This is a genomic window from Herbaspirillum hiltneri N3 (genome assembly GCF_001267925.1).
Classification (GTDB): domain Bacteria; phylum Pseudomonadota; class Gammaproteobacteria; order Burkholderiales; family Burkholderiaceae_D; genus Herbaspirillum; species Herbaspirillum hiltneri.
Map to the genome: position 1 here is coordinate 490,909 of NZ_CP011409.1, position 23,640 is coordinate 514,548.

General features: G+C 62.3%; 20 protein-coding genes. 15 read left to right on the forward strand and 5 right to left on the reverse strand.

Features of this window, described 5'->3' with window-relative positions:
- Positions 1 to 10: 10 nt before the first annotated feature.
- On the reverse strand, positions 11 to 838 hold the full coding sequence (gene thiD / locus F506_RS02235) for a bifunctional hydroxymethylpyrimidine kinase/phosphomethylpyrimidine kinase (RefSeq protein ID WP_053195143.1): 828 nt from the start codon (positions 836 to 838) through the stop codon (positions 11 to 13).
- Between the two features lie 96 nt (positions 839 to 934).
- On the opposite strand from thiD, the gene F506_RS02240 reads away from it, so the two are divergent.
- From F506_RS02240 to F506_RS02275, 8 genes are all read left to right on the forward strand, one after another.
- Positions 935 to 1,087, forward strand: a complete 153-nt coding sequence (locus F506_RS02240) for a rubredoxin (protein ID WP_040503154.1) — start codon at positions 935 to 937, stop codon at positions 1,085 to 1,087.
- A gap of 206 nt (positions 1,088 to 1,293) precedes the next feature.
- A complete protein-coding gene (locus F506_RS02245; protein ID WP_053195144.1) occupies positions 1,294 to 1,704 on the forward strand; it encodes a response regulator in 411 nt (136 codons plus the stop codon).
- Between the two features lie 35 nt (positions 1,705 to 1,739).
- Positions 1,740 to 2,105, forward strand: coding sequence for a response regulator (locus F506_RS02250; protein ID WP_053195145.1), 366 nt, complete (start codon positions 1,740 to 1,742; stop codon positions 2,103 to 2,105).
- 61 nt (positions 2,106 to 2,166) lie between these two features.
- A complete protein-coding gene (locus F506_RS02255) occupies positions 2,167 to 2,688 on the forward strand; it encodes a chemotaxis protein CheW (RefSeq protein ID WP_235471344.1) in 522 nt (173 codons plus the stop codon).
- A gap of 83 nt (positions 2,689 to 2,771) precedes the next feature.
- Complete coding sequence (locus F506_RS02260; protein WP_053195146.1) at positions 2,772 to 4,985, forward strand: methyl-accepting chemotaxis protein; 2,214 nt, start codon at positions 2,772 to 2,774, stop codon at positions 4,983 to 4,985.
- A gap of 33 nt (positions 4,986 to 5,018) precedes the next feature.
- Positions 5,019 to 9,125 carry a hybrid sensor histidine kinase/response regulator gene (locus tag F506_RS02265; RefSeq protein WP_053195147.1) on the forward strand — a complete coding sequence of 1,369 codons (4,107 nt, stop codon included), beginning with the start codon at positions 5,019 to 5,021 and terminating at the stop codon, positions 9,123 to 9,125.
- Positions 9,126 to 9,226: 101 nt separating this feature from the next.
- Positions 9,227 to 9,985: a ZIP family metal transporter gene (locus F506_RS02270; protein ID WP_186447317.1), complete on the forward strand. Its 759-nt coding sequence runs from the start codon at positions 9,227 to 9,229 to the stop codon at positions 9,983 to 9,985.
- Positions 9,986 to 10,238: 253 nt separating this feature from the next.
- Positions 10,239 to 11,141 (forward strand): LysR family transcriptional regulator, encoded by a 903-nt coding sequence (locus F506_RS02275; protein ID WP_053195148.1) that lies wholly within the window; start codon positions 10,239 to 10,241, stop codon positions 11,139 to 11,141.
- A 53-nt stretch (positions 11,142 to 11,194) separates the two neighbouring features.
- On the opposite strand, the gene F506_RS02280 is transcribed toward F506_RS02275, so the two are convergent.
- The 3 genes from F506_RS02280 to F506_RS02290 all read right to left on the reverse strand — a co-directional run bounded on the left by F506_RS02280 (position 11,195) and on the right by F506_RS02290 (position 14,324).
- On the reverse strand, positions 11,195 to 12,055 hold the full coding sequence (locus F506_RS02280; protein WP_053195149.1) for a sulfurtransferase: 861 nt from the start codon (positions 12,053 to 12,055) through the stop codon (positions 11,195 to 11,197).
- Between the two features lie 14 nt (positions 12,056 to 12,069).
- Positions 12,070 to 12,993 (reverse strand): DMT family transporter, encoded by a 924-nt coding sequence (locus F506_RS02285; protein WP_053195150.1) that lies wholly within the window; start codon positions 12,991 to 12,993, stop codon positions 12,070 to 12,072.
- Positions 12,994 to 13,205: 212 nt separating this feature from the next.
- Positions 13,206 to 14,324 carry an aromatic ring-hydroxylating oxygenase subunit alpha gene (locus tag F506_RS02290; protein ID WP_053195151.1) on the reverse strand — a complete coding sequence of 373 codons (1,119 nt, stop codon included), beginning with the start codon at positions 14,322 to 14,324 and terminating at the stop codon, positions 13,206 to 13,208.
- A 222-nt stretch (positions 14,325 to 14,546) separates the two neighbouring features.
- Here F506_RS02290 and F506_RS02295 point away from each other — a divergent pair, with 222 nt between their 5' ends.
- The 3 genes from F506_RS02295 to dxs all read left to right on the forward strand — a co-directional run bounded on the left by F506_RS02295 (position 14,547) and on the right by dxs (position 17,647).
- Positions 14,547 to 14,798 (forward strand): exodeoxyribonuclease VII small subunit, encoded by a 252-nt coding sequence (locus F506_RS02295; RefSeq protein WP_053195152.1) that lies wholly within the window; start codon positions 14,547 to 14,549, stop codon positions 14,796 to 14,798.
- The gene (locus tag F506_RS02300) at positions 14,795 to 15,706 is read left to right on the forward strand and encodes a polyprenyl synthetase family protein (RefSeq protein WP_053195153.1); all 912 of its coding nucleotides are present in this window, start codon (positions 14,795 to 14,797) and stop codon (positions 15,704 to 15,706) included. The genes F506_RS02295 and F506_RS02300 overlap by 4 nt, the downstream gene beginning before the upstream one ends.
- A gap of 78 nt (positions 15,707 to 15,784) precedes the next feature.
- Positions 15,785 to 17,647, forward strand: coding sequence for a 1-deoxy-D-xylulose-5-phosphate synthase (dxs, locus tag F506_RS02305; protein ID WP_053195154.1), 1,863 nt, complete (start codon positions 15,785 to 15,787; stop codon positions 17,645 to 17,647).
- A gap of 46 nt (positions 17,648 to 17,693) precedes the next feature.
- Here the strand turns inward: dxs and F506_RS02310 are convergent, their stop codons facing one another.
- Complete coding sequence (locus F506_RS02310) at positions 17,694 to 18,257, reverse strand: cob(I)yrinic acid a,c-diamide adenosyltransferase (RefSeq protein ID WP_053195155.1); 564 nt, start codon at positions 18,255 to 18,257, stop codon at positions 17,694 to 17,696.
- 213 nt (positions 18,258 to 18,470) lie between these two features.
- Here F506_RS02310 and F506_RS02315 point away from each other — a divergent pair, with 213 nt between their 5' ends.
- The 4 genes from F506_RS02315 to glcE all read left to right on the forward strand — a co-directional run bounded on the left by F506_RS02315 (position 18,471) and on the right by glcE (position 23,639).
- A complete protein-coding gene (locus tag F506_RS02315) occupies positions 18,471 to 19,880 on the forward strand; it encodes an FAD-binding oxidoreductase (RefSeq protein WP_053195156.1) in 1,410 nt (469 codons plus the stop codon).
- Positions 19,881 to 19,970: 90 nt separating this feature from the next.
- Positions 19,971 to 20,861 carry a LysR substrate-binding domain-containing protein gene (locus F506_RS02320; protein ID WP_053195157.1) on the forward strand — a complete coding sequence of 297 codons (891 nt, stop codon included), beginning with the start codon at positions 19,971 to 19,973 and terminating at the stop codon, positions 20,859 to 20,861.
- Between the two features lie 225 nt (positions 20,862 to 21,086).
- Complete coding sequence (locus F506_RS02325) at positions 21,087 to 22,574, forward strand: FAD-linked oxidase C-terminal domain-containing protein (RefSeq protein WP_053195158.1); 1,488 nt, start codon at positions 21,087 to 21,089, stop codon at positions 22,572 to 22,574.
- Positions 22,575 to 22,577: 3 nt separating this feature from the next.
- The gene (gene glcE / locus F506_RS02330) at positions 22,578 to 23,639 is read left to right on the forward strand and encodes a glycolate oxidase subunit GlcE (RefSeq protein ID WP_053195159.1); all 1,062 of its coding nucleotides are present in this window, start codon (positions 22,578 to 22,580) and stop codon (positions 23,637 to 23,639) included.
- Position 23,640: the final 1 nt, after the last annotated feature.

The window sequence follows — 23,640 nt, forward strand, 5'->3', positions numbered from 1 at the left end:
ATGGAAAGGATTAATTGGGCTCGTCGTTTTCGCGCGCCCAGAAATAGCGATCGGGAACCAGCTTGCCCATGCCCAGGCGTTGTGCGTGGGCGAGGGCGGCGAGGGTGAATTCCTGGGCTTCGGATACGGCTTCGGGAATTTCCAGGCCATTGGCCAGCATGGCGCAGATGGCCGCCGACAAGGTCGAACCGGCGCCGGTAAACGAACCCGGGAGGCGTTGCCAGCTGTCGCGGCGGATCATGCCGGATTCGTCGAACAGCGCATTGGCAACTTCGTGCGAATCGCCGCCCGGCATGCCGGTGACGAACAGGTATTCGCAGCCCATCTCGATGATGCGCATGGCGTCGAGCTGCAGCGCGTCGCTGGGTACCGGCTCGCGCCAGGTCTCGGCGAGACGGTTCAGTTCAACCGCGGAAGCCAGCATCAGGGTGGTTTGCGGGATCAGCAATTCGCGGATCGCGATCTGGTTGTCATCATCGTCGCCTTCCTGGCTGGGCATGGCGGTGATGAACGGATCGAGGATCAATGGAATGTCCGGGTAGTCGGAAACAATCTCGGCGATTGCCGAAATATTCTCGATGCTGCCCACCGCGCCGACCTTGAAAGCCGCTACCGGCATGTCTTCCAGGATGACGCGTGCCTGATCGGCCATCCAGTCGACGTCGATGACCTGGATGTCCTCGATACGCGCAGTATCGCCGACCAGAATGGAGGTGATGATGGACAAGCCGTGGCAGCCCATGGCGGCAAACGTGGCCAGATCGGCCTGGATGCCTGTCGCGCCGACCGGGTCGGCTGCGCCAAAGGTTAATATCAGTGGAGATGTTTGGTTTTGCACGACGAGTAGATTAAGATATCTGGTTTACCATTTTACTTTAGATTGAATTGAGGGAAGTCAGCCGTGAGCGATAGCAAAACAGAATACAAGACCTGGATGTGCCTGATCTGTGGTTGGGTCTACGATGAAGAAGCCGGCCTGCCGGACGAGGATATTGCTCCCGGCACGCGCTGGGAAGACGTTCCGATCAACTGGACCTGTCCGGAATGCGGCGCCCGCAAGGAAGATTTCGAGATGGTGGCGCTTTAACCAGGTTGCTTGTCAGGAGACTCGCGGCAGCGAAGTTTCCTCCGGGAACCGCCCGCAAGCCCGTCTTTGCTCCCAAATGAGGGGGCAAAGCGGGCTTGTTCCATTTATGCGTCAGCTGTCGCTTTGCTATAGTCGGCTAAAGCAGGCTGGCTGCAGCCGAAACAATAACCCTTCACCGCCTGCCGCAACGATTCCCGGGAGCTCTGATGACTGATGCGCAAGCCCGCCACAGCTTCACCATCCTCATTGTTGACGACAGCGCCACCATCCGGCGCTCGGCGGCGCTATTCCTCGGGCAGGCCGGTCATCGGGTAGTACTGGCCGAAGACGGCTTCGATGCACTCTCCCAGCTTGCCGATTGCACCCCCGACCTGATTTTCTGCGACGTTCTCATGCCTCGGCTCGACGGCTACCAGACTTGTGCATTAGTTAAAAAAAATGCAAGATTCCATGCAACTCCCGTGGTCATGTTGTCGTCCAAGGACGGGTTGTTCGACCGGGCGCGCGGCGCCATCGTCGGCGCCGCAGCGTTCATGACCAAGCCATTCACGGAAGACGGCATGTTACAGGCCGTCAGGACATACGCAGGGGGGCAGGCCGAAGCCGCGCATTTCTGACAAAAAGCACTTCTCAGGTACGGAGTAACAGTGCAATGGGGATCAAGAAAATTCTCGTCGTCGATGATTCGGCGACTGACCGCTATCTCCTGACGGAGATCCTGAGCAGGCACGGGTTTGAAGTCGAGACCGCCGACAATGGCGAAGAGGCATTCGGGAAGATACAACGCAACCGGCCGGAACTGGTGCTGATGGACGTCGTCATGCCCGGCAAAAACGGTTTCCAGATTACGCGTCAGATGACACGTGATCCCAGCCTAAGGGACATTCCGATCATGATGTGCAGCATTAAGGATCAGGAAACCGATCGCATTTGGGCCTTGAGCCAGGGCGCGTGCGACTATGTTGTCAAACCGGTGGACGCACAGGAGTTGCTGTCCAAAATTGCGGCGCTCGGCTGAGTGGCGGTACGCAGATGGATGCCGATGCGGCATGAACTCAGCCAAGACAGATGAGGTGAGGGTGGACCAAGTTCCCGACCAATGGAGATATGGCCGGCTGCATGAGTTCCAGGCGCGGCTGCTGGAACGCATGGACGCTGCGCGCGACGGCTCCGGCATGCGCGACAGCCGCCTCGGCGTGATGATCGGCGACAGGCGCTGCCTGGTCGATCTGCGCGAAGCCGGTGAAATCGTCACGCTGGTTGCGATGACCAGGGTGCCGCTGTCCCGGGATTGGTATCTTGGACTGGCCAACGTGCGCGGCAAGCTGATCGGCGTGGTCGATCTGGATTGCTTTCTGGGCGGACCGCGGCAGACCCCCGGCAAGGAAAGCCGCGTACTGGTGGTTTCTGCCGCCTTGTCAGGCAACACGGGTTTTCTGCTGTCGCGCGTTCTGGGACTGCGACACATTCAGGAGATGGCCGAGCAGCCCCGCAGCGACGACGGACGCAAATGTTATCTCGACGGCGACCGGAACGAATGGGTGGAAATCAGCCTTGCCGGGATTGTGGAAGATCCACGTTTCTTGCAAGTCGGAATATAAAAACTGTCGCACCGGGTGCAACGGATTGAAGGCAACAACGTCGCCGCAACCGCGCAACGATCTCGTAACAAGGAGCCTTAGCCATGGCATTCAAGCTGCCGTATCTTTCGAAGAATAAAACAGCCGGGCCAGCGGGATCTCAGGCGAACCGGCCATCGGCCATCAGCGCCAAGGCGGACAAGTACATGCAGCGCTACCAGCATACCCGCCTGCCGTTCATCGGCCGTCAGTCGCTGCGTGCGCAGACCCGTATTTTGCTGATGCTGCTGATCCTTGCGTTATTGTCGATGTTCTTCTTCCTCTGGCTGGGCTCGAAGCACTATATCCACGTCAGCCTGCAGGCGCATATCACCAGCGATCTCGTCATGCACTCGCAGCGCATCGGCAAGGCCGTACCCAACGCCATCCAGGGCAATCGCGAAGCCTTCAGCCAGCTCACCGAAAGCCGCAAGGAATTCAACCAGGGACTTAACGTCCTGATGCTCGGCGGTGAATACCAGGGATATACCATCCTCAAGCCGGAGCCTGAAATGCACACCGTGCTGACTGACGTGCAAAAGATCTGGGATCACACTGACAAGGCCGCTTCCACCATCCTCAAGCTGCAGCCGGAACTGACCGGCTTCGGCGTCACGTTGGCGCGATTGCGGCTGTTGTCGCACAATCTGCAGGACATGAGCGAGCAGATTTCGATGTTGCAATCGCTGGGAGGCAACTCGCCGCGCGAAGTCGCCGCAGCAGCGCAACTGATTTTTCTGACCTTGCGCCTGAGCCGCAGCGCCAATGAATTTCTCACCTCTGAAGGCGTCAATCCGGAAACCGCCTTCTTGCTCGGCAAGGACGTCAACACCTTCCGCGACATCATCGACGGCTTCCTTAACGGCAGCGAAATCCTCGGCCTCAACGCGGTGCGCGACAAGGATATGCGCGACAAGCTCAACGAACTGGAAAAGGTCTTCAGCGAATACCAGTCGCTGGTCGCCAACATCCTCGGCAACCTGCAGAATTTCATCGCCGCCAAGCAGTCCGAGCAGTTGGTGTTCCTGGAAAACGAAACCCTCAAGCAGCGTCTGACCGTGCTGCAAAACGACTACCGGCAGGCGCAGGAAAGCCGCGCTTGGACATTCTGGATCATGCTGCTGTCGATGGCGCTGGCGTTGGTGTGCGGCGTCGGCATCGCCTGGGTGCAATTGCAAAGCAGCCGGCGCAACGCGGAAGAAGCCGAACTGCGCCGCCAGGAAGCGGAGGGGCAGCGCCTGCATGCGCAACAGCAGGAAGAGCGCGCCATGCGCACCAACGCCATCAACCAGGCGGCGATCCTGCGGCTCATGAATGAGTTGCAGAAAGTCGCGGACGGCGATCTGACGGTGCACACCACCGTGTCCGAAGACATCACCGGCGCCATCGCCGATTCGGTGAACTACACGGTCGAAGCGTTGCGCGGCCTGGTCGGACAGGTCACGCATACCGCTTCGCAAGTGGCGGCTGCCTCCAACCAGGTGCGCGACAATGCGCAGGAGCTGACCAGCGCCGGCCAGATCCAGGCGCGCCGCATCCATGACACCGGCCAGTCCATGCTCGAGATGTCGATACAGATTACCGATGTCTCGCTCTCCGCCAACAAGTCAGCCGACGTCGCACGCCACTCGGTGGTGGTGGCCGAGCGTGGCGCCAAGGCGGTGGAAGACGCCGTCAAGGGCATGAACGAAATCCGGGAGCAGATCCAGGAAACCTCCAAGCGCATCAAGCGACTGGGCGAGTCGTCGCAGGAGATCGGCGAGATCACCGAACTGATTTCCGACATCACCGAACAGACCAACGTCCTGGCGCTGAACGCCGCCATCCAGGCCGCTTCCGCCGGCGAGGCAGGGCGCGGGTTCTCGGTCGTGGCAGAAGAAGTGCAACGCCTGGCGGAACGCTCCAGCGCAGCGACCAGGCAGATCGGCGCGCTGGTGCGCATGATTCAGGCCGACACCCATGACGCCGTGGCGGCGATGGAAAAATCGACTGCCGGCGTGGTCGACGGCGCCAAGTTGTCCGATGCCGCCGGCGCATCGCTGTCGGACATACGCCGCGTGTCGAATCAGCTGGCCGAACTGATCCAGGACATTTCATCTTCCACCGGGCATCAGGCCACTTCCGCCAACAGCGTGGCCCACGATATCCAGAACATCCTCAGCGAGAACGAGATCATCGAGCAGCGCCGCGAACAGGTGCTGTCCCTGTTCAACGAACTGCACGATCTGGCCGAGTTGCTCAAGAATTCGGTGTCGCGCTTCCGCGTCACCATTTCGTGATGCGTCCGGACTCGTCCAACCTGCAGATCGCGCATGGCTTCCGATCCCACGTCTGAACCACGGCCGGCGGATCCGTCCGCTCTGGCGTCGCTGGCGCCGGGCCTGATCGCGACCGTCGATCAGGCGATGCAGCTGCTTGGCGACGGCAGCCCGCAGGCGGCGCAACAGGCTCACGTGCTGTTGCGCCAGGGGGCCGATACGCTGGCGTTTATCGGCGCTACGTCGCTGGAGTCCGATGTGGCGGCGCTGCTCGGCTTGTTCGAGTCCACCGGCACGGAACCGGCCTTTGCCGGCGATACTACTGAATCCGTGCAGCACGCCTGCAGGGATTTGCGTGCCGGCCTGGTCGATATCGAGGCCGGCATGGCCTCGCAACAGGCAACGTTGCCGGATGAGGCGGTGCGTCGACGTCCGGCGCTGAAAACCGCCATCGCACAACTGACGACCGACCTCGGCCGCCTGGAGAATTTGCTGGACGCATATTTGCAAGGCCGTGCCGCGCCCGATTCCTTGCATGAGGCGAAGCTGCTCGCGCAGCAACTGGCGACGGTGGGGCAGGCGCTGGAATTGACGGCGGCTTGCGAAGTGCTACGATTGTGCGCCGTCGACATCGGCCGCCTGCCGCCGGCCGGCGTGGGGAACGCCACCGCTGCCGAGGCGGCAAGCCTGGCGCGTCTCGCCCACAATGTGGCGGCGTTGAGCCTGTCGCTTCCTCTGATGCACAATGCACCGGCATCGATGACCTATCCCGGCAAGTTCGATGAAGAGAGCGTTATCGCTACGCCCGGGATTGCGCCGATGGGTGCATTGGACATTGCGCCGCCGCAGCCGGATGAAATTGACCCGGAACTGCGCGAAGTCTTCCTGCTCGAGGCCTACGAAGTGCTGGGCAGCATACGCGCTGCGCTGGCGGCGTCTCGCGCGGCGCCGCAAGACATGGCGCAGGTGGTTGTATTGCGGCGGGGTTTCCATACGCTCAAGGGCAGCGGCCGGATGGTCGGGCTCAATGCGCTGGGTCGCGGCGCGATGGCGCTCGAGGAATTTGCCTCCGCCTGGGCCGCCGCAGGCCGGCCGGGCACGGCGACCGACTACGCCTTGCTGGAGTACGCTGTGCTGGAGCTGAGCGTCTGGATAGACGAGATCAGCGCAAATGGAAATTCATCGCGCAGTCCGGAAGGCTTGCTGGCGGCGGTGGCGGGTCATGCCCACGGCGAATCTCCATCGACGCAAAAGGACACCGCCGATCACACGGACACCTGCCAGGTCGGCGACCTCGTCTTGCCGGTCAGGCTGCACCAGATCTACAGCGAGGAATCAGCCAATCTGCTCGACATCCTCGCCAAACAAATTGCGCAGTGGCAGACCGCCACGCCCGAGGTGATCGCAGCGGAAGCGTTGCGCGCGACCCATTCGCTCAAGAGCAGCGCGGCGTCGGTCAGGTTCGCGCCGATGCTGGCGCTGGCGCAGCCGCTCGATGACTTCATGCAGTTCCTGGAAAACTACCCGGGTTTGCTGGATGCCGCCATCTGCAGCGAGCTGATGCAGGTGGTGCGCGACCTCCAGGCCATGCAGCATCAATTCGCCGCGCGCATCATGCCGTCGCCCCGCCCCGCCGTGCAATTGCAACTGCAGACTTTGCTGACGACGCTGGAAGCGCACCGGCGCCAGAGCCACGACGACGGCAAGACGGCGCCGGCGGAAAGCTCGCAAGCGGCAGTCGGAAAAACTCCCGAGCAGAGCGGTGACCTCATCGATCCGGAGTTGCTGGATATTTTTCTGGAAGAAGGCCGCGACCTGCTGCCGCAGATAGGCGAGAGTTTGTACAAGTTGCAGAAAACACCCGGCGACACGGCGCTGATCCAGTATCTGCTGCGGCCGCTGCATACCATCAAGGGCAGTGCGCGCATGGCCGGCGCCATGCACCTCGGCCAGCACATGCACGATCTGGAAAGCCGTATCGGAGAAATGATGCGCGACGGTGAGCCGTCGGCGGCGCTGATCGACGACTTGCTGGCGCGCTATGATCAGGGTTTGCAATTGTTTGATGCGTTGCAGGCGCCGGTCGCCATTGCGGCCGCTGCTGCGGCGCCAGTTTCAGATGTGACTCCCGCAGCCTTACCGCAGGCTGAAGTAGCCAAGGCTCCGGCCGTACCGGCAGCGGCTCCGGCTCCGGCATCACCGGCGCAGCCCCCAGCCACCGCTCCTCTGGTGCGCATCCGTGCCGGCATCCTCGACAGTGTGCTTAATCAGGCCGGTGAAATTTCAATCTCGCGTTCCGGGCTGGAATCCGAAGTCAACGTCCTGCGCCAGCATCTGACGGACCTCGGCAGCAATGTGGCGCGACTGAGTACGCAACTGCGCGAGGTCGAGATCCAGGCTGAAATCCAGATCGCCGCGTCAAACCAGAAGCAGCCGCAGAATCAGCATTTCGATCCGCTTGAATTCGACCGCTTCACACACCTGCAGGAACTCACGCGCATGCTGGCCGAAAGCGTCAACGACGTCGCTTCGCTGCAGAAGAACCTGGTCGACGCGGTGGACCGCACGCAAAACGGTCTGGTCCAGCAGGCGCGCCTGACGCGCGACATGCAGCGCGAACTGATGCACGCGCGCATGGTGCAGTTCAAGGGCGTCGAAGAACGTTTGCAGCGGCTGGTGCGGCAAATGGCGAAGGAAACCGGCAAGGAGCTCAAACTCGATATCGTCGGCGGCGCGGTCGAACTCGATCGCAGCATTCTGGAAAAGATGGTCGGGCCGTTCGAGCATTTACTGCGCAATGCCGCTGCGCACGGCATCGAAGGCGCAGAGCAACGGCTGGCCGCCGGCAAGGACGTGGTGGGCCGGCTGTTGCTGGAGGTCCGGCAGGAGGGCAACGAGGCGATGATCCGGCTGTCCGACGACGGTCAGGGGCTCGACCTCGCACGCATTCATGAAAAGGCGCTGCACCTGGGGCTGATCGTTCCTCACCAGCGCCTGTCGGACGCCGAACTGACCGGCATCATTTTTCATCCGGGATTTTCGACCAGCAGCAATGTCACGGCGATTGCCGGACGCGGCGTCGGCATGGACGTGGTTCGCTCGGAGGTGGCCTCGCTGGGCGGGCGCATCAGCATCGCCACGGTAGCCGGAAAAGGTGCGCAATTCATCATCCATCTGCCGCTGTCGCTGGCGATAGCCCAAGTGGTGCTGCTGGAGCTGGACCGGCAAAGCTATGCGATTCCCTCGCTGCTGGTTGAGCAAGTGCTGCAGATCAAGCGCGCCGATCAGGAGCGCATGTTCCGCGAAGGCTTGCTGGAATGGCAGGGGCGCAGCTTGCCATTGCATTATCTTTCTGCGCTGCTGGGCGACGAGCGCAACATTCCGCAGCAGCAAACCTTGCCGGTGCTGGTGGTCAAGAGCGGCCATGATTTCCTGGCGATCCTGGTGGACCGCGTCGTCGGCAATCGTGAAGTCGTCACCAAGAGCATCGGCCCGCAACTGGCCGGCATGACCGGCGTGGTCGGCGCCACCGTGCTGGGCAGTGGCAGCATCGTACTCATCCTCAATCCGATCCAACTGGTCCAGCGTCACGGTTACCAGCGCATTCTCCGGCGTGAGCAGCCGCAAGGCGTGGATGGCGGCGTCAGTCGCAAGATCGTGCTGGTAGTCGACGATTCGCTGACGGTGCGCCGCGTCATGCATCGCCTGCTCACGCGCGAAGGTTATCAGGTGGTGCTGGCCACTGACGGCGTCGACGGCCTGCATCAGATGCAAGCCGTGCGTCCCGACATCGTGCTGCTGGACATCGAAATGCCGCGCATGGATGGCTTCGATCTGACGCGCAACATCCGCGACATGGCCGCCACCGCGACCTTGCCGATCATCATGATCACCTCGCGCACCGCCGCCAAGCATCGCGAGCGCGCCATGGAGCTGGGGGTCAACGCCTATCTCGGCAAGCCGTATCAGGACGACGTGCTGCTTGATCTGGTGCATGGCTTGATCGAAAACAACGGCGTGCGGCCCGAATTTCGTGTCGATGACGTGCTGTTCTTTCATGAAACCGAGGACGAGAAGGGGGACGCCAAGGGGGGCGAGGAGGGAGATGAGCAGCAGGGCGAGGACCACGCAGGCGACACCCGGGAAGGTCCGTCCACGTAGCCCTCATTTGCCGAAAAAAACCAGCTATGGTCTAATCTGCCACTTCCTGAGGCTGTTCCTGACGATTGGGGCTCGAAATTAATTCCACTTTGCTTTCCATCCTGCTGGCCACGACGATTGCCGGCGTGTTCAGCATTACTGCTGCCGCGATCTTCTCGTTCGCGCTGCTGTCGAAGATGGTTGAGCGCCTGGTCAGCCTGTCGGTCGGCATCATGCTGTCGACCTCGCTGCTGCACGCCTTGCCGGAAGCCTTCGAATCCTCTGCCGAGCCGCACAAGCTGTTCGCCGTGTTGCTGGGCGGTTTGCTGGCATTCTTCCTGCTGGAGAAGTTGTCCATCCTGCGCCACTCCCATCATCATGAAGAAGACGGCCACGGCCATCACCATGGACACGACAAGCACGAGGCGGGCAAGGCCGGCTGGATGATCCTGGTCGGCGACGGCATGCACAATTTCACCGACGGCATCCTGATTGCCGCCGCTTTCCTAGCCGACCCGCACCTGGGGCTGGTGACCGGCCTGGCCATCATCGCGCACGAAATCCCGCAGGAGATCGGCGACTTTATCGTCCTGCTCAACGCCGGCTTTTCGCGCACGCGCGCCTACGTCTACAACCTGATCTGCAGCCTGATGGCGGTATTGGGCGGCGTGCTCGGCTACTTCATGCTGGAGCGCGGCATGGAATGGATTCCCTACGTGCTGGTGTTCGCCTCGTCAGGTTTCATCTATATCGCCGTCAGCGACCTGATGCCGCAAATGCAGCGCCGCGCCACGCTGCGCGAGACGATTCCGCAAGTGATCCTGATCGGCCTGGGCGTGGTGATCGTGCTGGTGCTGACCAGCCACGCGCACGCGCATTGAGATTCACTCGCCGTGGCTGCGGCCACGTGTGGATTTGACCGGCAGGCACATTAGCTTGATCACGACGCTGAGCAGCAGCCCGGCGAAGCCGAGCAGGACAAGGAATATTTCCGACACGATAAGCCCTTTCGCATTGCCAACGATGCATGGACTGTAGCGCCATAGCCGGTGCAGCCGCCAATATCAAATGCGCTGTCCGATTATCGCAAAACGGCATGGCGGCGGCTTCGCGATGACGGCAAAATAGGCGCTCATGATTTCCATCAAACAGCTCAAGTACTTTGTCGAGATCGTCGCTGCGGGCAGTTATACGCGCGCGTCCGAGCGCCTCTACATCGCCCAGTCGGCGCTGAGCCGCCAGATCAAGGAGCTGGAAAACGATATTGATGTCGTTTTGCTAAGACGCGACGCCAAGCAGGTCGAGCTGACGCTGGCGGGCCGGGATTTCTACGACCGCGCACGCAAGATCCTCGACGACATGGACCAGGCCATCGTGCAGGCGCGCCACATCGACAAGGGCGAGCGCGGCGCCATCCGCCTGCTGCATTCGAGCTCGGTGCCGCTGTCGCCGCCGCTGGGGCCTTGCCTGAATGCGGTGCTTCAGGCTTTCCCCGGCGTCACGCTGGAAATTTCCCAGGCCTCCTCCGAGCACCAGGCGCTCGACGTCGAAGAAGGCCGCGCCGATCTCGGGCTCGCGCGCACTCCCATCCTGCGCAAGCATCCGCATCTGGAAACCATCACGCTGTATCAGGAGAAGCTGGTGGTCGCGGTATCGCTGCAGCACCCGCTGGCGCAACGCGAGGTGATTGATATCGCCGAGCTGCGCGACGAGCTGTTCGTATCCATGCCGCATCGCGAGCGCGGCGGCCTCAGTTACCTGGTGGCCGAGCGTTGCATCGCACACGGCTTCTTCCCCCGGCCGGCGCGCGCGACTTCGCGCAAGGCCTCGCTGCTGAGCCTGGTCAACGCCAATTTCGGGATTGCCGTCGTGCCCGACAGCATGCGGGCGATTGCCGTTGCGGGCGTGCATTTCATCGACATACGGGAGCCCGACTTCCAGTCGGCGGTGGTGCTGATGATGAGGCGCGATGCGCCGGTGATGGTGGGACAGTTCGTGCAGGCCTTCGTGCAAGGCTTGCAGATGCCGGCAGCCTGAGCACCTGTTTCAGATCGTGAACAGGTTCCGGGAGCCGCCGGACTTGTGTTCGCTTACGGCTGTGCGCCGGTCGCCACCGGACGCGACGAATCCGAACTCCACTCGCTCCACGAACCCGGATACAGGCGTGCGCCCGGCAAGCCGGCCACTTCCAGCGCGAGCAGGTTGTGGCAAGCGGTCACACCGGAGCCGCACTGCATGACGGCTGTCTGCGGGCTGTCGATCAGGGCATTCCATTCGGCGCGCAGCGCATCGGCCGATTTGAAGCGGCCGTCGGCGCCGAGATTGTCCTTGAAGAAGCGATTCTTCGCGCCGGGAATATGGCCTCCGACGGCGTCCAGCGTTTCGTTCTCGCCGCGATAGCGATCTGCCGCGCGCGCATCGATGACGGTCAGCGCCTTGCTGTCGAGATTGGCAACGACATTGCCGACATCGACGGTGCTCACCAGGGGCGCCTGCTCCTGCAAGTCGCCGCGCACCGGTGCCGGCGTCGCCGTCGACAACTCGCCGCCCTGCGCCTGCCATGCCGGCAAGCCGCCGTCGAGCACCGCCACCTGTACATGGCCGACCCAGCGCAACAGCCACCAGAGGCGCGCGGCGAACATGCCGCCGTGGGCGTCGTAGGCGACGACTTGCGTGCCCTTGCCAACGCCCAGTTCCTGCATGGCGTCGATGAAGGCCTGGCGTTCAGGCAGCGGATGGCGGCCCTTGAACTTGCCGTCGGCGCCGTTTTTGGCGCCGGACAGGATCTTGTCGAGATGGGCAAAGCGTGCCCGCGGAATATGGCCGGCGGCGTACGCCTGTGCGCCGGCATCGGGATTGGCGAGGTCGTGACGGCAGTCGATCACCAGCCAGTTGGCGTCGTCGAGATGGCCGGCCAGGTCGGCTGCGGAAATCAGGGTGGCGTAGGTCATGGTTATTCCTCTTCCTAAACTTCGGTGGCGATCGGGTCGATCGCGGGCAGATTGCTCGATTGTCGGGATTGTTGCTGGGAACGCTGATTGTAGAACGTCGAGACTACACCGCTCATCAGAATGATGCCGATGCCGGCCCAGCCCATCCAGCCCGGCGCATCGTTCCAGATGAACAGGCCCCACAGGCTGGCGAACACGATGCCGGTGTATTGCAGGTTGGCGGTGACCAGCGTATTGCCGAGCCGGTAGGCGCGCGTCATGGCGATCTGTGCCAGCGTAGCGGTGAGGCCGATGGTGACGAGCAGCGCCAGGCCCTTGCCGGTGTGCGCATGCCAGAACGGGATGCGGCCGATCGCCACGCAGCCGGCCAGGCCGGCCAGCAAGCCGGTGAAGGAAAAATAGAACACCACGCGATATTCCGGTTCGCCGAGCAGGCCGAGCTTGCGCACCTGCAGGTAGACCAGCGCCGACAGCACGCCGGAAAACAGCGCGATCATTCCTCCCGCCAGCTGGTCGGAATCGATCGACGGCCGCAGCAGCATCGCCACGCCGATAAAACTCAGCAGCACGGTGCCGGCCAGACCCCATTCAAAACGCTTCTTGCCCTGCCACCAGGCGATGCCGAACAGCATGGCGGCGATCCAGATTGACGACATGTAATTGAGCGTGGTGGCGGTCGCCACCGGCAGCAGGCCGAACGAGTAGAACCACAGCCACAGCGAAATCACACCGACGCCGCCGCGGATGATGTGGTCACGCGGGTAGGGCGTCCTGAGCGTGCCGCCGCGGATCATGACGAGGCCGTAGATGAAGATGACGCCAACTATCCCGCGGCACAGCACCACTTCGGCGGTGGAGTAGTAGTCGGACGACAGCTTGACGCATACGCCCATGATGGAAAACAGGAAGGAGGCAACAAGCATCCAGAGGGATTGCATGGCGATACTCTATTCGAAAGCGAGGACAAAAAAACAGGCAGCGCGAGCTTGAGCCGGCGCTGCCTTCGGATCGTACGTTAATCGGAGGTACTGCAGAATTGGTCTGGCGCTGCGGATGCTGATGTCGGCGCCGATATGGCCAGGGTACATCGTGGACATCGCATCATCGGCGTTTTCTGCATGCTTTCCTCAAAAAGGAGTCAGAGTGAAATTCAGTTTTCCTGCACTGCAATCTGCGACCGGTACCATTCATGGAAGTGTTGCATGCCGTCTTCCATCGGCGACTGGTATGGACCGACTTCGCTGGTGCCGCGATCCATGAGTATACGCCGCCCGGCATCCATGCGCAGGGCGATCTCGTCGTCTTCGACGCAGGTCTCCATGTAGGCGGCGCGTTCGGCCTCGACCATCTCGCGTTCGAACAGGGCGATTTCTTCGGGATAGTAGAACTCGACCACGTTGGTGGTTTTTTGCGGACCGTTGGGCCACAGCGTCGACACCACCAGCACGTGCGGATACCACTCGACCATGATGTTGGGATACAGCGTCAGCCAGATCGCGCCGTACTTCGGCGGTTGGCCGTTGCCGAAGCGCAGCACCTGTTCCTGCCACTTCTTGTAAGTCGGCGAACCCGACTTGGCCAGTCCGTGGTTGACGCCCACGGTCTGCACGCTGTAATTCTTGCCGAATTCCCATTTCAGATCGTCGCAGCTGACGAAGCTGCCCAGGCCCGGATGGAAAGGCTCGACGTGGTAGTCCTCCAGGTAGACTTCGATGAACGTCTTCCAGTTGTAGTCGCACTCGTGCACTTCGACGTGATCGAACAGGTAGCCGGAAAAATCCAGGTCGCGCGTGACGCCGAGCTGCTTCAGTTGCGCAGCGACGTCGCGGCCGTCCTTGCCGTTGTTCTCGAACAGCAGGCCGTTCCAGTTTTGCAAAGGCGTCTTGGACAGGTTCAGGCACGGCGTTTCGCCGAAATGCGGCGCGCCGATCAGGTCGCCCTTGAGATCGTAGGTCCAGCGATGCAAGGGGCAGACGATATTGCGCGCGTTGCCGCGGCCATCAAGCATCTTGGCCTGGCGATGACGGCAGACGTTGGACATCAGTTCGATGCCGTGCGCGTTGCGCACCAGCATGCGGCCCTCGTTTTCCCATGGCAGCGTCGCGTAGTCGCCGACATTGGGCACCATCAGTTCATGGCCGGCGTAACGAGGCCCCTGTTGAAATAACTGGTGAATTTCGCGCTTGAAAAGCGCCTCGTCAAAATAGACGTCAACTGGTAGCTGCGCGTTTGAGCGCGCCAGTTTGGCAAAAGTAGCAAGATCGGACATCTCCGCCCCCAAATTAATTTGCACCAACCTAAGAGAGAAAGAATCCGCAAAAACCTGGGTTCAATGAATTGAAGAGGAAATTTTGGACAGAACTGCGGATTATGCCATAAATCCCTCTATTCAGGGCGCTTTGCGCGGTTGAATCGCCTGAAAATACGCCCTCGGCCGCCTATCTGTGGCGGATTGCACTAAAATGACGGGCTATATCTGAAATCAGCCACTATGCCAAAGAATCCCGTCAAAGCCAGCCAGCCCGCCTCTTTCGAAGAGGCCATGGAAGAGCTCGAACAACTGGTCATCCAGATGGAAGCCGGAGAACTGCCGCTGGAAGCCTCCGTCGCCGCCTACAAGCGCGGCGCCGAACTGGTGAAGTTCTGTTCCGTACAACTCGACAAGGTCGACAGCCAGGTCAAGGTGCTCGAAGGCGACATGCTCAAGCCGTTGGCGGGCGAACTTGCGGAGGACGAAGAATGAACGCACGGATCGAAGCGGATGCCGCATTCACCGACTGGATGCAACACGTCCAGGCCGGCATGGAAGGCACGCTGGACGCCTATCTGCCGGCGGTCACCGAAATCCCGGCGCGCCTGCACCAGGCCATGCGCTACACGGCGCTCGATGGCGGCAAGCGCGTGCGCCCTTTGCTGGTGTATGCCGCCGGCGAGCTGTTCGAGGCGCCGGAGGAGTTGCTCGGCCGCGCCGCTGCCGCCGTGGAGATGATCCATGTCTATTCGCTGGTGCACGACGACATGCCGTGCATGGATGACGATGCATTGCGCCGCGGCAAGCCGACCGTGCACGTCAGATACGACGAACCGACCGCCTTGCTGGTGGGCGACGCGTTGCAGGCGCAGGCGTTTGCAGTGCTGTCCGGCAATGTCGAAGAGCAGTACGCCGCGCGCCAGTTGAAGATGCTGCACTTGCTGGCGCAAGCGGCCGGCTCCACCGGCATGTGCGGCGGCCAGGCCATCGATCTGGCCAGTGTCGGCATGACCCTGTCGCTGGCGGAACTGGAACAGATGCACAGGCTCAAAACAGGAGCGCTGCTGCGCGCCGCCATCCTGCTTGGCGCCTGCAGCGGCAAGCATCTGACGGTGGTCGAACAGGCTGCGCTGGAGGCGTATTCCTGCCCGATCAGCCTGGCGTTTCAAGTAGTGGACGACATTCTCGATGCGACGGCGGATTCCGCCACGCTCGGCAAGACCGCCGGCAAGGACGCGGCCGACAACAAGCCGACCTACGTCTCCATCCTTGGCTTGAGCGAATCGCAGGCGCTGGCGGAAAAGCTGCGTAACGACGCACACAAGGCATTGGAGCAGTTCGGCAACAAGGCGCGGCGCCTGCATGAACTTGCCGACCTGATCGTGCAACGCAAGGCATAAGCGCATTAGCGCACCGGTGAGTGCAGCGGTATTTTCCGCACGCTCGCAGGAAACCAATTAACGGTGACAAGACCCAGCATGCTCAATACCATAAACAGCCCCGCCGATCTGCGGCAACTTCCCCGCACTCAGTTGAAGCCACTGGCCGACGAGTTGCGTGCCTTCATCCTCGATTCGGTATCGAAGACCGGCGGGCATCTTTCATCCAATCTCGGCACGGTCGAACTGACCATTGCGCTGCATTACGTCTTCAACACGCCTGAAGACCGCATCGTCTGGGACGTCGGCCACCAGACCTACCCGCACAAGATCCTCACCGGACGGCGCGACCAGATGTCGACGCTGCGCCAGCTCGACGGTATTTCCGGTTTCCCGCGCCGGGTTGAAAGCGAACACGACACCTTCGGCACCGCGCATTCGTCGACGTCGATTTCCGCTGCGCTGGGCATGGCGCTGGCGGCCAAGACCAAGGGCGAAGATCGTCACGCCATCGCCGTCATCGGCGACGGTGCAATGACCGCCGGCATGGCGTTCGAGGCGATGAACAACGCCGGTATCTGCGAAGACGTCAACCTGCTGGTCATCCTCAACGACAACGACATGTCGATTTCGCCGCCGGTCGGCGCACTCAACCGCTACCTGGCGCGCCTGATGTCCGGTCAGTTCTACGCCAAGGCGAAGAACGTCGGCAAGTCGATGCTGCCGGGGCCGGTGCTGGAGCTGGCCAAGCGCTTCGAGGAACACGCCAAAGGCATGATCGTGCCGGCCACCATGTTCGAAGAATTCGGTTTCAACTACATCGGCCCGATCGACGGTCACGACCTCGATTCGCTGATCCCGACATTGCAGAACCTGAAGAACCTCAAGGGGCCGCAGTTCCTGCACGTGGTCACCAAGAAAGGCCAGGGCTACAAGCTGGCCGAAGCCGATCCGGTGCTGTACCACGGTCCCGGCAAATTCAATCCGGCCGAAGGCATCAAGCCGGCCGCCGCCAGCAAGCAGACCTACACCCAGGTTTTCGGCGAATGGCTGTGCGACATGGCCGCGCAGGACAAGACGCTGGTCGGCATCACGCCCGCCATGCGCGAAGGGTCCGGCATGGTCAGGTTCGAACAGAAATTCCCCGACCGTTACTACGACGTCGGCATCGCCGAGCAGCACGCCGTCACCTTCGCCGCCGGCATGGCCTGCGAGGGATTGAAGCCGGTCGTGGCGATTTACTCCACTTTCATGCAACGCGCCTACGATCAGCTGATCCATGACGTCGCGCTGCAAAACCTCGACGTCACGTTCGCGCTCGATCGCGCCGGCCTGGTCGGTGCCGACGGCGCCACGCACGCGGGCAATTACGATCTGGCCTTCCTGCGCTGCATTCCCAACATGGTGGTCATGGCCGCCTCGGACGAAAACGAATGCCGCCGGATGCTGACGACCGCCTTCGAATACAAAGGCCCGGCATCGGTGCGTTATCCGCGCGGTTCCGGCAGCGGCGTGGCGGTGGAAAAGACCTTGACGGCAATCCCGCTGGGCAAGGGCGAAGTGCGCCGCGAAGGCAAGGGCATCGCCATCCTGGCGTTCGGCACCATGGTGGCGCCGGCGCTGGCGGCAGGGGACAAGCTCAACGCCACGGTCGCCAACATGCGTTTCATCAAGCCGCTCGACGTCGAACTGGTGAAGCAACTGGCCGCCGGCCATGATGCGCTGGTGACCGTCGAAGAAGGCTGCATCATGGGCGGCGCCGGCGCCGCAGTGGCGGAAGCGCTGGCCGAAGCCGGCATCGTCAAGCCGATCCTGCACCTTGGTTTGCCGGATCGCTTCATCGACCACGGCGACGCTGCACAGTTGCTGGCCAAATGCGGCCTCGACAGCGACGGCATCGCCGCCTCCATCGTGCAACGTTTTGGCAAGGACCAGCCGCGCCTGGTGGTCAACAACGGTTGAATATGGCGGCAATAAAAAAGCGGCTCAGGCCGCTTTTTTTACGTCTTCAGGTTTCCTTGTTTCGGTCCTTGTGCCACAGCACATCGCTGCCGCCGGCATGCCGGTTGAGCACGCGCGCCAGCACGAAGCACAGGTCCGACAGCCGGTTCAGGTATTGCCGCGGTTGCGGATTGACTGCGGCGGCTTCCGATTGCGCCAGCGTCACCACGGCGCGTTCGGCGCGGCGGCAGACGGTGCGGCAGACATGCATCTGCGCCGCAGCGCGCGAGCCGCCGGGCAGGATGAATTCCTTGAGCGGGGGCAAACCGGCATTGTATTTTTCCAGCAGCGCATCGAGCTGCGCCACCTGTGCGTCGGCGATCACGCTGTAACCGGGAATACACAGCTCGCCGCCGAGGTCGAACAGATCGTGCTGGATCGCCAGCAATTCTTCACGCACGCCGGCCGGCAAGTCTTCGCACAGCAGCAGGCCGAGCTGAGAATTGAGCTCGTCGACCTCGCCCAGCGCATGGATGCGCGGCGCATCCTTGGCGATGCGGCTGCCGTCGCCGAGTCCGGTGCTGCCGTCGTCGCCGGTGCGCGTTGCGATTTTGGAAAGTCGATTGCCCATGTTGTTCTCTGCAAATGAAAAGCCAAGCATAGCGAAAAAATCGCGGTTCAGAGCTCAAGTTGTCAGACAAATATAAAATATGTCTGCGGCAAGAGAGTAAAATCCCACAGAGGTTTTGACGCCGGAGTAAGCCGCCGTGCCCGTGTTTGATTGCGTTCCGGGTCGATGCAGTATTCCCTTGCGTCACTATTCCAACAGACAGAGAGACAGACAATGAACCATATCGTTGATGCGCAGAAATTGCGCAAGCCCGTTCCCGCGGCCTTGCTGGCGTCCTTGCAGGCCTTGTTCGGCAATCGCTTTTCGACCACGCAGGCGATGCGCGAGCATCACGGCCGCGATGAGTCGTCCTACGATCCGATGCTGCCCGACGCCGTGGTGTTCGCCCACACCACCGAAGAAGTCGCCGCCGTCATCAAGGCCTGCAGCGAACATCGCATTCCCGTCATTCCCTACGGCACCGGCACTTCGCTGGAAGGCCACGTGCTGGCGCTGCAAGGCGGCATCACCATCGACCTGTCGCAAATGAACCAGGTGCTGGCGGTCAACGCCGAAGACCTGACCGCCACCGTGCAAGCCGGCGTCACGCGCAAGCAGCTCAACCAGGAGATCAAGGACAGCGGCCTGTTCTTCCCCATCGATCCGGGCGCCGACGCCTCCATCGGCGGCATGGCCTCGACGCGCGCCTCCGGCACCAACGCCGTGCGCTACGGCACCATGCGTGAAAACACGCTGGCGCTGACCGTCGTCACCGCCGACGGCAACATCATCAAGACCGGCACGCGCGCCAAGAAATCTTCGGCCGGCTACGACCTGACCCGCGTCTACGTCGGCAGCGAAGGCACACTGGGCATCATCACCGAAGTCACCGTGCGCCTGTATCCGCAACCCGAGGCCGTGTCGGCGGCGATCTGTTCTTTCCCCAGCGTGGCCGATGCCGTCAATACCGTGATCCAGGCGATCCAGGTCGGTGTGCCGCTGGCGCGCGTCGAGCTGCTCGACGAGAACGGCGTGAAGGCCATCAATGCCCACGACAAGATGACGCTGCCCGAAAACCCCTTGCTGCTGTTTGAATTCCACGGCAGCGAACATGGCGTCAAGGAACAGGCCGAAGTCGTGCAGGAACTGGCCAGCGACAACAATGCGCTCGGTTTCGAATGGGCCACGCGTCCGGAAGATCGCACGCGCTTGTGGACCGCCCGTCACAACGCCTACTTTGCGCTGCTACAGATGCGCCCGGGTGCGCGCGCAATCTCCACCGATTGCTGCGTGCCGATTTCGCGCCTGGCCGAATGCGTGCTGGAGACCAAGGCCGATTGCGAATCGCAGGGCCTGATCCACGCGATCATCGGTCACGTCGGCGACGGCAATTTCCACGTGCAGATGATGGTCGATCCCAACGATCCGGCCGACATCGCCCGCGCCGAAGGCGTCAACGAACGCATGGTGACGCGCGCCCTTGAAATGGACGGCACCTGCACCGGTGAACACGGCGTCGGCCTGCACAAGATGGATTTCCTGGTGCAGGAACACGGCGCCGGCGCCATCGACGTGATGCGTGCGATCAAGCATGCGCTCGATCCGAAGAACATCATGAATCCGGGCAAGATCGTACGTTGGTAATCGTTTGATTACCTTGCATCCAATAGCAAGCAGCACCCCGGGACGCGCCGCATGGTGGCCGTCCCACAATAACAGCAGGTAGAACAAGACATGGCAACACGCCTTCCTCCCGTCCATGCCCTTTCCGCGTTTGAAGCGGCGGCGCGTCACAATTCATTCGCCGTGGCGGCGGAAGAACTTTGCATCACGCCCTCGGCGCTGTCGCACCGTATCCGTCTGCTGGAAGAGTTTGTCGGCGAGCGCCTGTTCTATCGCGACGGCCGCTCGATAGGCCTGTCCGAGTTCGGCCGCCGCTACCTCGACGTGGTGCGTTCGGCCTTGCGCACGCTGACCGATTTCCCGATGCCGCATCGCAACGCCACGGTGCAGCCCAAGGTCAAGATCATGCTGCCGCCGACGTTTGCGCGCCATTTGCTGGTGCCGCGCATCGCCGAGTTCACGCAGCGCTATCCCGACATCACCGTCGAAATGTATCTGTCGGTGCCGCTGTACGACCTGAGCCTGTCCGAGAGCGACGTCGAGATCCGTTTCGGCGCCGGAAACTATCCCAACTTCGTCACCGAAAAATTATTCGAAGAGCCGGCCTTCGCCGTCGCCAGCCCGGCTTACCTGAAGACCATCCCGCCGCTGAAGGCCCCGCAAGACCTGCAGCATGCCAACCTGCTGCGCTCGGCGCTGGAACCGTGGCAACCGTGGTTCGAGGCGGCCGGTCTCAAGGACTGGCCGGAGCCGTCGACCGGCCTGCGCGTCGACGATCTCGGCCTGCTGCTGGAATCGGTCCGCCATGGTTACGGCGTCGGCCTCACGCGCCAGCATTTTGCCGAAGAACTGCTGGCGCGCGGCGAAATCGTCGAACTGTTCGACGTGCGCCTGCGCACGCCGCCGCATGCCTATTACGTGGTCTACGAGAAACAGATCCGCGAACGGCCGGAGGTGGATGCCTTCATCGACTGGCTGCAGAACGCGTTCAAGAACATCTGAGGCACGGTCGGACCTTCGAAGTCGCTGAAAAGAATTCACGGCGCGCCGTGAATTCTTTTCAGTGCGCCTCAACCACGCTTTTCGCTATCCCGGGCTGAAATTCGCTACACTTCAGGCATTGCGAAGATAACAGCGAGACAGGTAGTCCAAAACCGACGCCACAAGCCGGAAAAATAATCCCCCCGTCATCGCCGCGTCCCAGCCCAAAGCCAAACGAGGTCACGCATGAACGCCCCAGTCGCCCCCTTATTTTCCCCCGCGCGCCAGCGCGAGGTGGTTGCCGCGCTGAAAGCCGTGGTGCCGCCGCATTGCGTGCTGTTCGACGAAGAAGACACCCGCCCCTATGAGTGCGATGGCCTGGCCGCTTACCGCCAGTTGCCGATGGTGGTGGTCTTGCCCGAGAACGAAGCGCAGGTCATCGCCATCCTCAAGACTTGCAACGACCTCAAGGTCCAGATCGTCCCGCGCGGCGCCGGCACCGGCTTGTCCGGCGGCGCCATGCCGATTGCCGACGGCGTGGTGGTATCGACCGCCAAGTTCAACAAGATCGTCAGCATGGACAAGTACTCGCGCACTGCCGTGGTCCAGCCCGGCGTGCGCAACCTGGCGATCTCGGAAGCGGCCGCGCCGCACGGTCTCTACTACGCGCCTGACCCGTCCTCGCAGATCGCCTGCACCATCGGCGGCAACGTCGCCGAAAACTCCGGCGGCGTGCATTGCCTCAAATACGGCCTGACCGTGCACAACGTCCTGCGCGTGCGCGTGGTCACCATCGAAGGCGATGTCATCGAGCTCGGCAACGCAGGCCTCGATGCGCCCGGCCTCGATCTGCTGGCGGTCTTCATCGGTTCCGAAGGCATGCTCGGCATCGTCACCGAGGTGACCGTCAAGCTGGTGCCCAAGCCACAGCAGGCGCGTGTGATCATGGCCTCGTTCGACGACGTGGTGAAGGGCGGCAACGCGGTCGCCAACGTCATCGCCGCCGGCATCATCCCGGCCGGCCTGGAGATGATGGACAAGACCAGTTCGCGCATGGTCGAGCCTTTCGTCAAGGCCGGCTACGACGTCGACGCTGAGGCGATCCTGCTGTGCGAATCCGACGGCACCGCTGAAGAAGTCGAGGAAGAAATCGGCCGCATGAGCGAAGTGCTCAACGCCAGCGGCGCCACCGCCATCGCGGTGTCGCAATCCGAGGCGGAGCGCCTGCGCTTCTGGTCGGGCCGCAAGAACGCCTTCCCGGCCGCGGGCCGCATCTCGCCCGATTACTACTGCATGGACGGCACCATCCCGCGCAAGCGGCTGGCCGAAGTCCTGCTCGGCATCGCCAGGATGGAAGGCAAATACGGCCTGCGCTGCGCCAACGTCTTCCACGCCGGCGACGGCAATCTGCATCCGCTGATCCTGTTCGACGCCAACCTCGCGGATGAATTCCACCGCGCCGAATTGTTCGGCGCCGAGATCCTCGAGCTATGCGTCGAAGTCGGCGGCACCATCACCGGCGAGCACGGCGTGGGCATCGAAAAGATCAACTCCATGTGCGTGCAGTATTCGCCCGAAGAGCGCGAAGCCTTCTTCAAGGTCAAGCGCGCCTTCGACACGGCCTTCCTGCTCAACCCCGACAAGGCCATTCCGTCGCTGCATCGCTGCGCCGAGTACGGCAAGATGCACGTGCAGCGCGGCGCCATCAAATTTCCCGATTTGCCAAGGTTTTAACGCATGGAACAAATACTGCAAGCATTCAAGGAGCGCATCGCCGCGGCCACGGCCGCCGGCGCGCCGCTGCAAATCCGCGGCGGCGGCACCAAGGACTGGTACGGCCAGGAGCCGCGCGGCGAGGTGCTCGACACGCGTCCTTACAGCGGCATCATCGACTACGAGCCGACCGAGCTGGTCATTACCGCACGTTGCGGCACGCCGCTGTCGGAGATCGATGCCGCGCTCGCGGCGAACAATCAGGTGCTTGCTTTCGAGCCGCCGCGCTTTGGCGGTGTTTCCACTATCGGCGGCATGGTCGCTGCGGGTTTGTCGGGGCCGGGACGCGCATCCAGCGGATCGGTGCGCGACTTCGTGCTCGGCGCCGATCTCATGGATGCGCAAGGGCAGGTGCTGCATTTCGGCGGACAGGTCATGAAGAACGTCGCCGGCTATGACGTCTCGCGTCTGCTGACCGGTTCGCTCGGCACGCTGGGGCTGATCCTGCAGGCGTCGATCAAGGTATTGCCGCAAGCTTTCGCCACCAGCACGCGCGTGTTCGAAGTCGACGAGGCCAATGCGATCCGCCTGCTCAATGAATGGGGCGGCCAGCCGCTGCCATTGTCGGCCAGCGCCTGGGTCAACGGCGTGCTGACGATTCGCTTGTCGGGTGCGCAAGCGGCGGTCTCTGCCGCAGAGACCCGACTCGGCGGCACCGAACTGACCAATGGCGAGGATTTCTGGCGCGACCTGCGCGAGCAGAACCATGCGTTCTTCGCCGACGCGGAGGCGCCGCTATGGCGCATCTCCTTGCCGTCGGTGACGCCGCCGCTGGCGCTCAAGGGCGTGCAGCTGATCGAATGGGGCGGCGCGCAACGCTGGTATCGCGGCGATGACGGCGTGGCCGCCATCCGCGCGGCCGCGGCCGCAGCCGGCGGCCACGCCAGCCTGTATCGTGGCGGCGACAAGAGCGTCGGCGTGTTCCAGCCGCTCGCGCCTGCGGTGGCCAAGATCCATCGCAACCTGAAAGCCTCCTTCGACCCGTCGGGAATCTTCAATCCCGGCCGCATGTACCCGGATCTCTGAT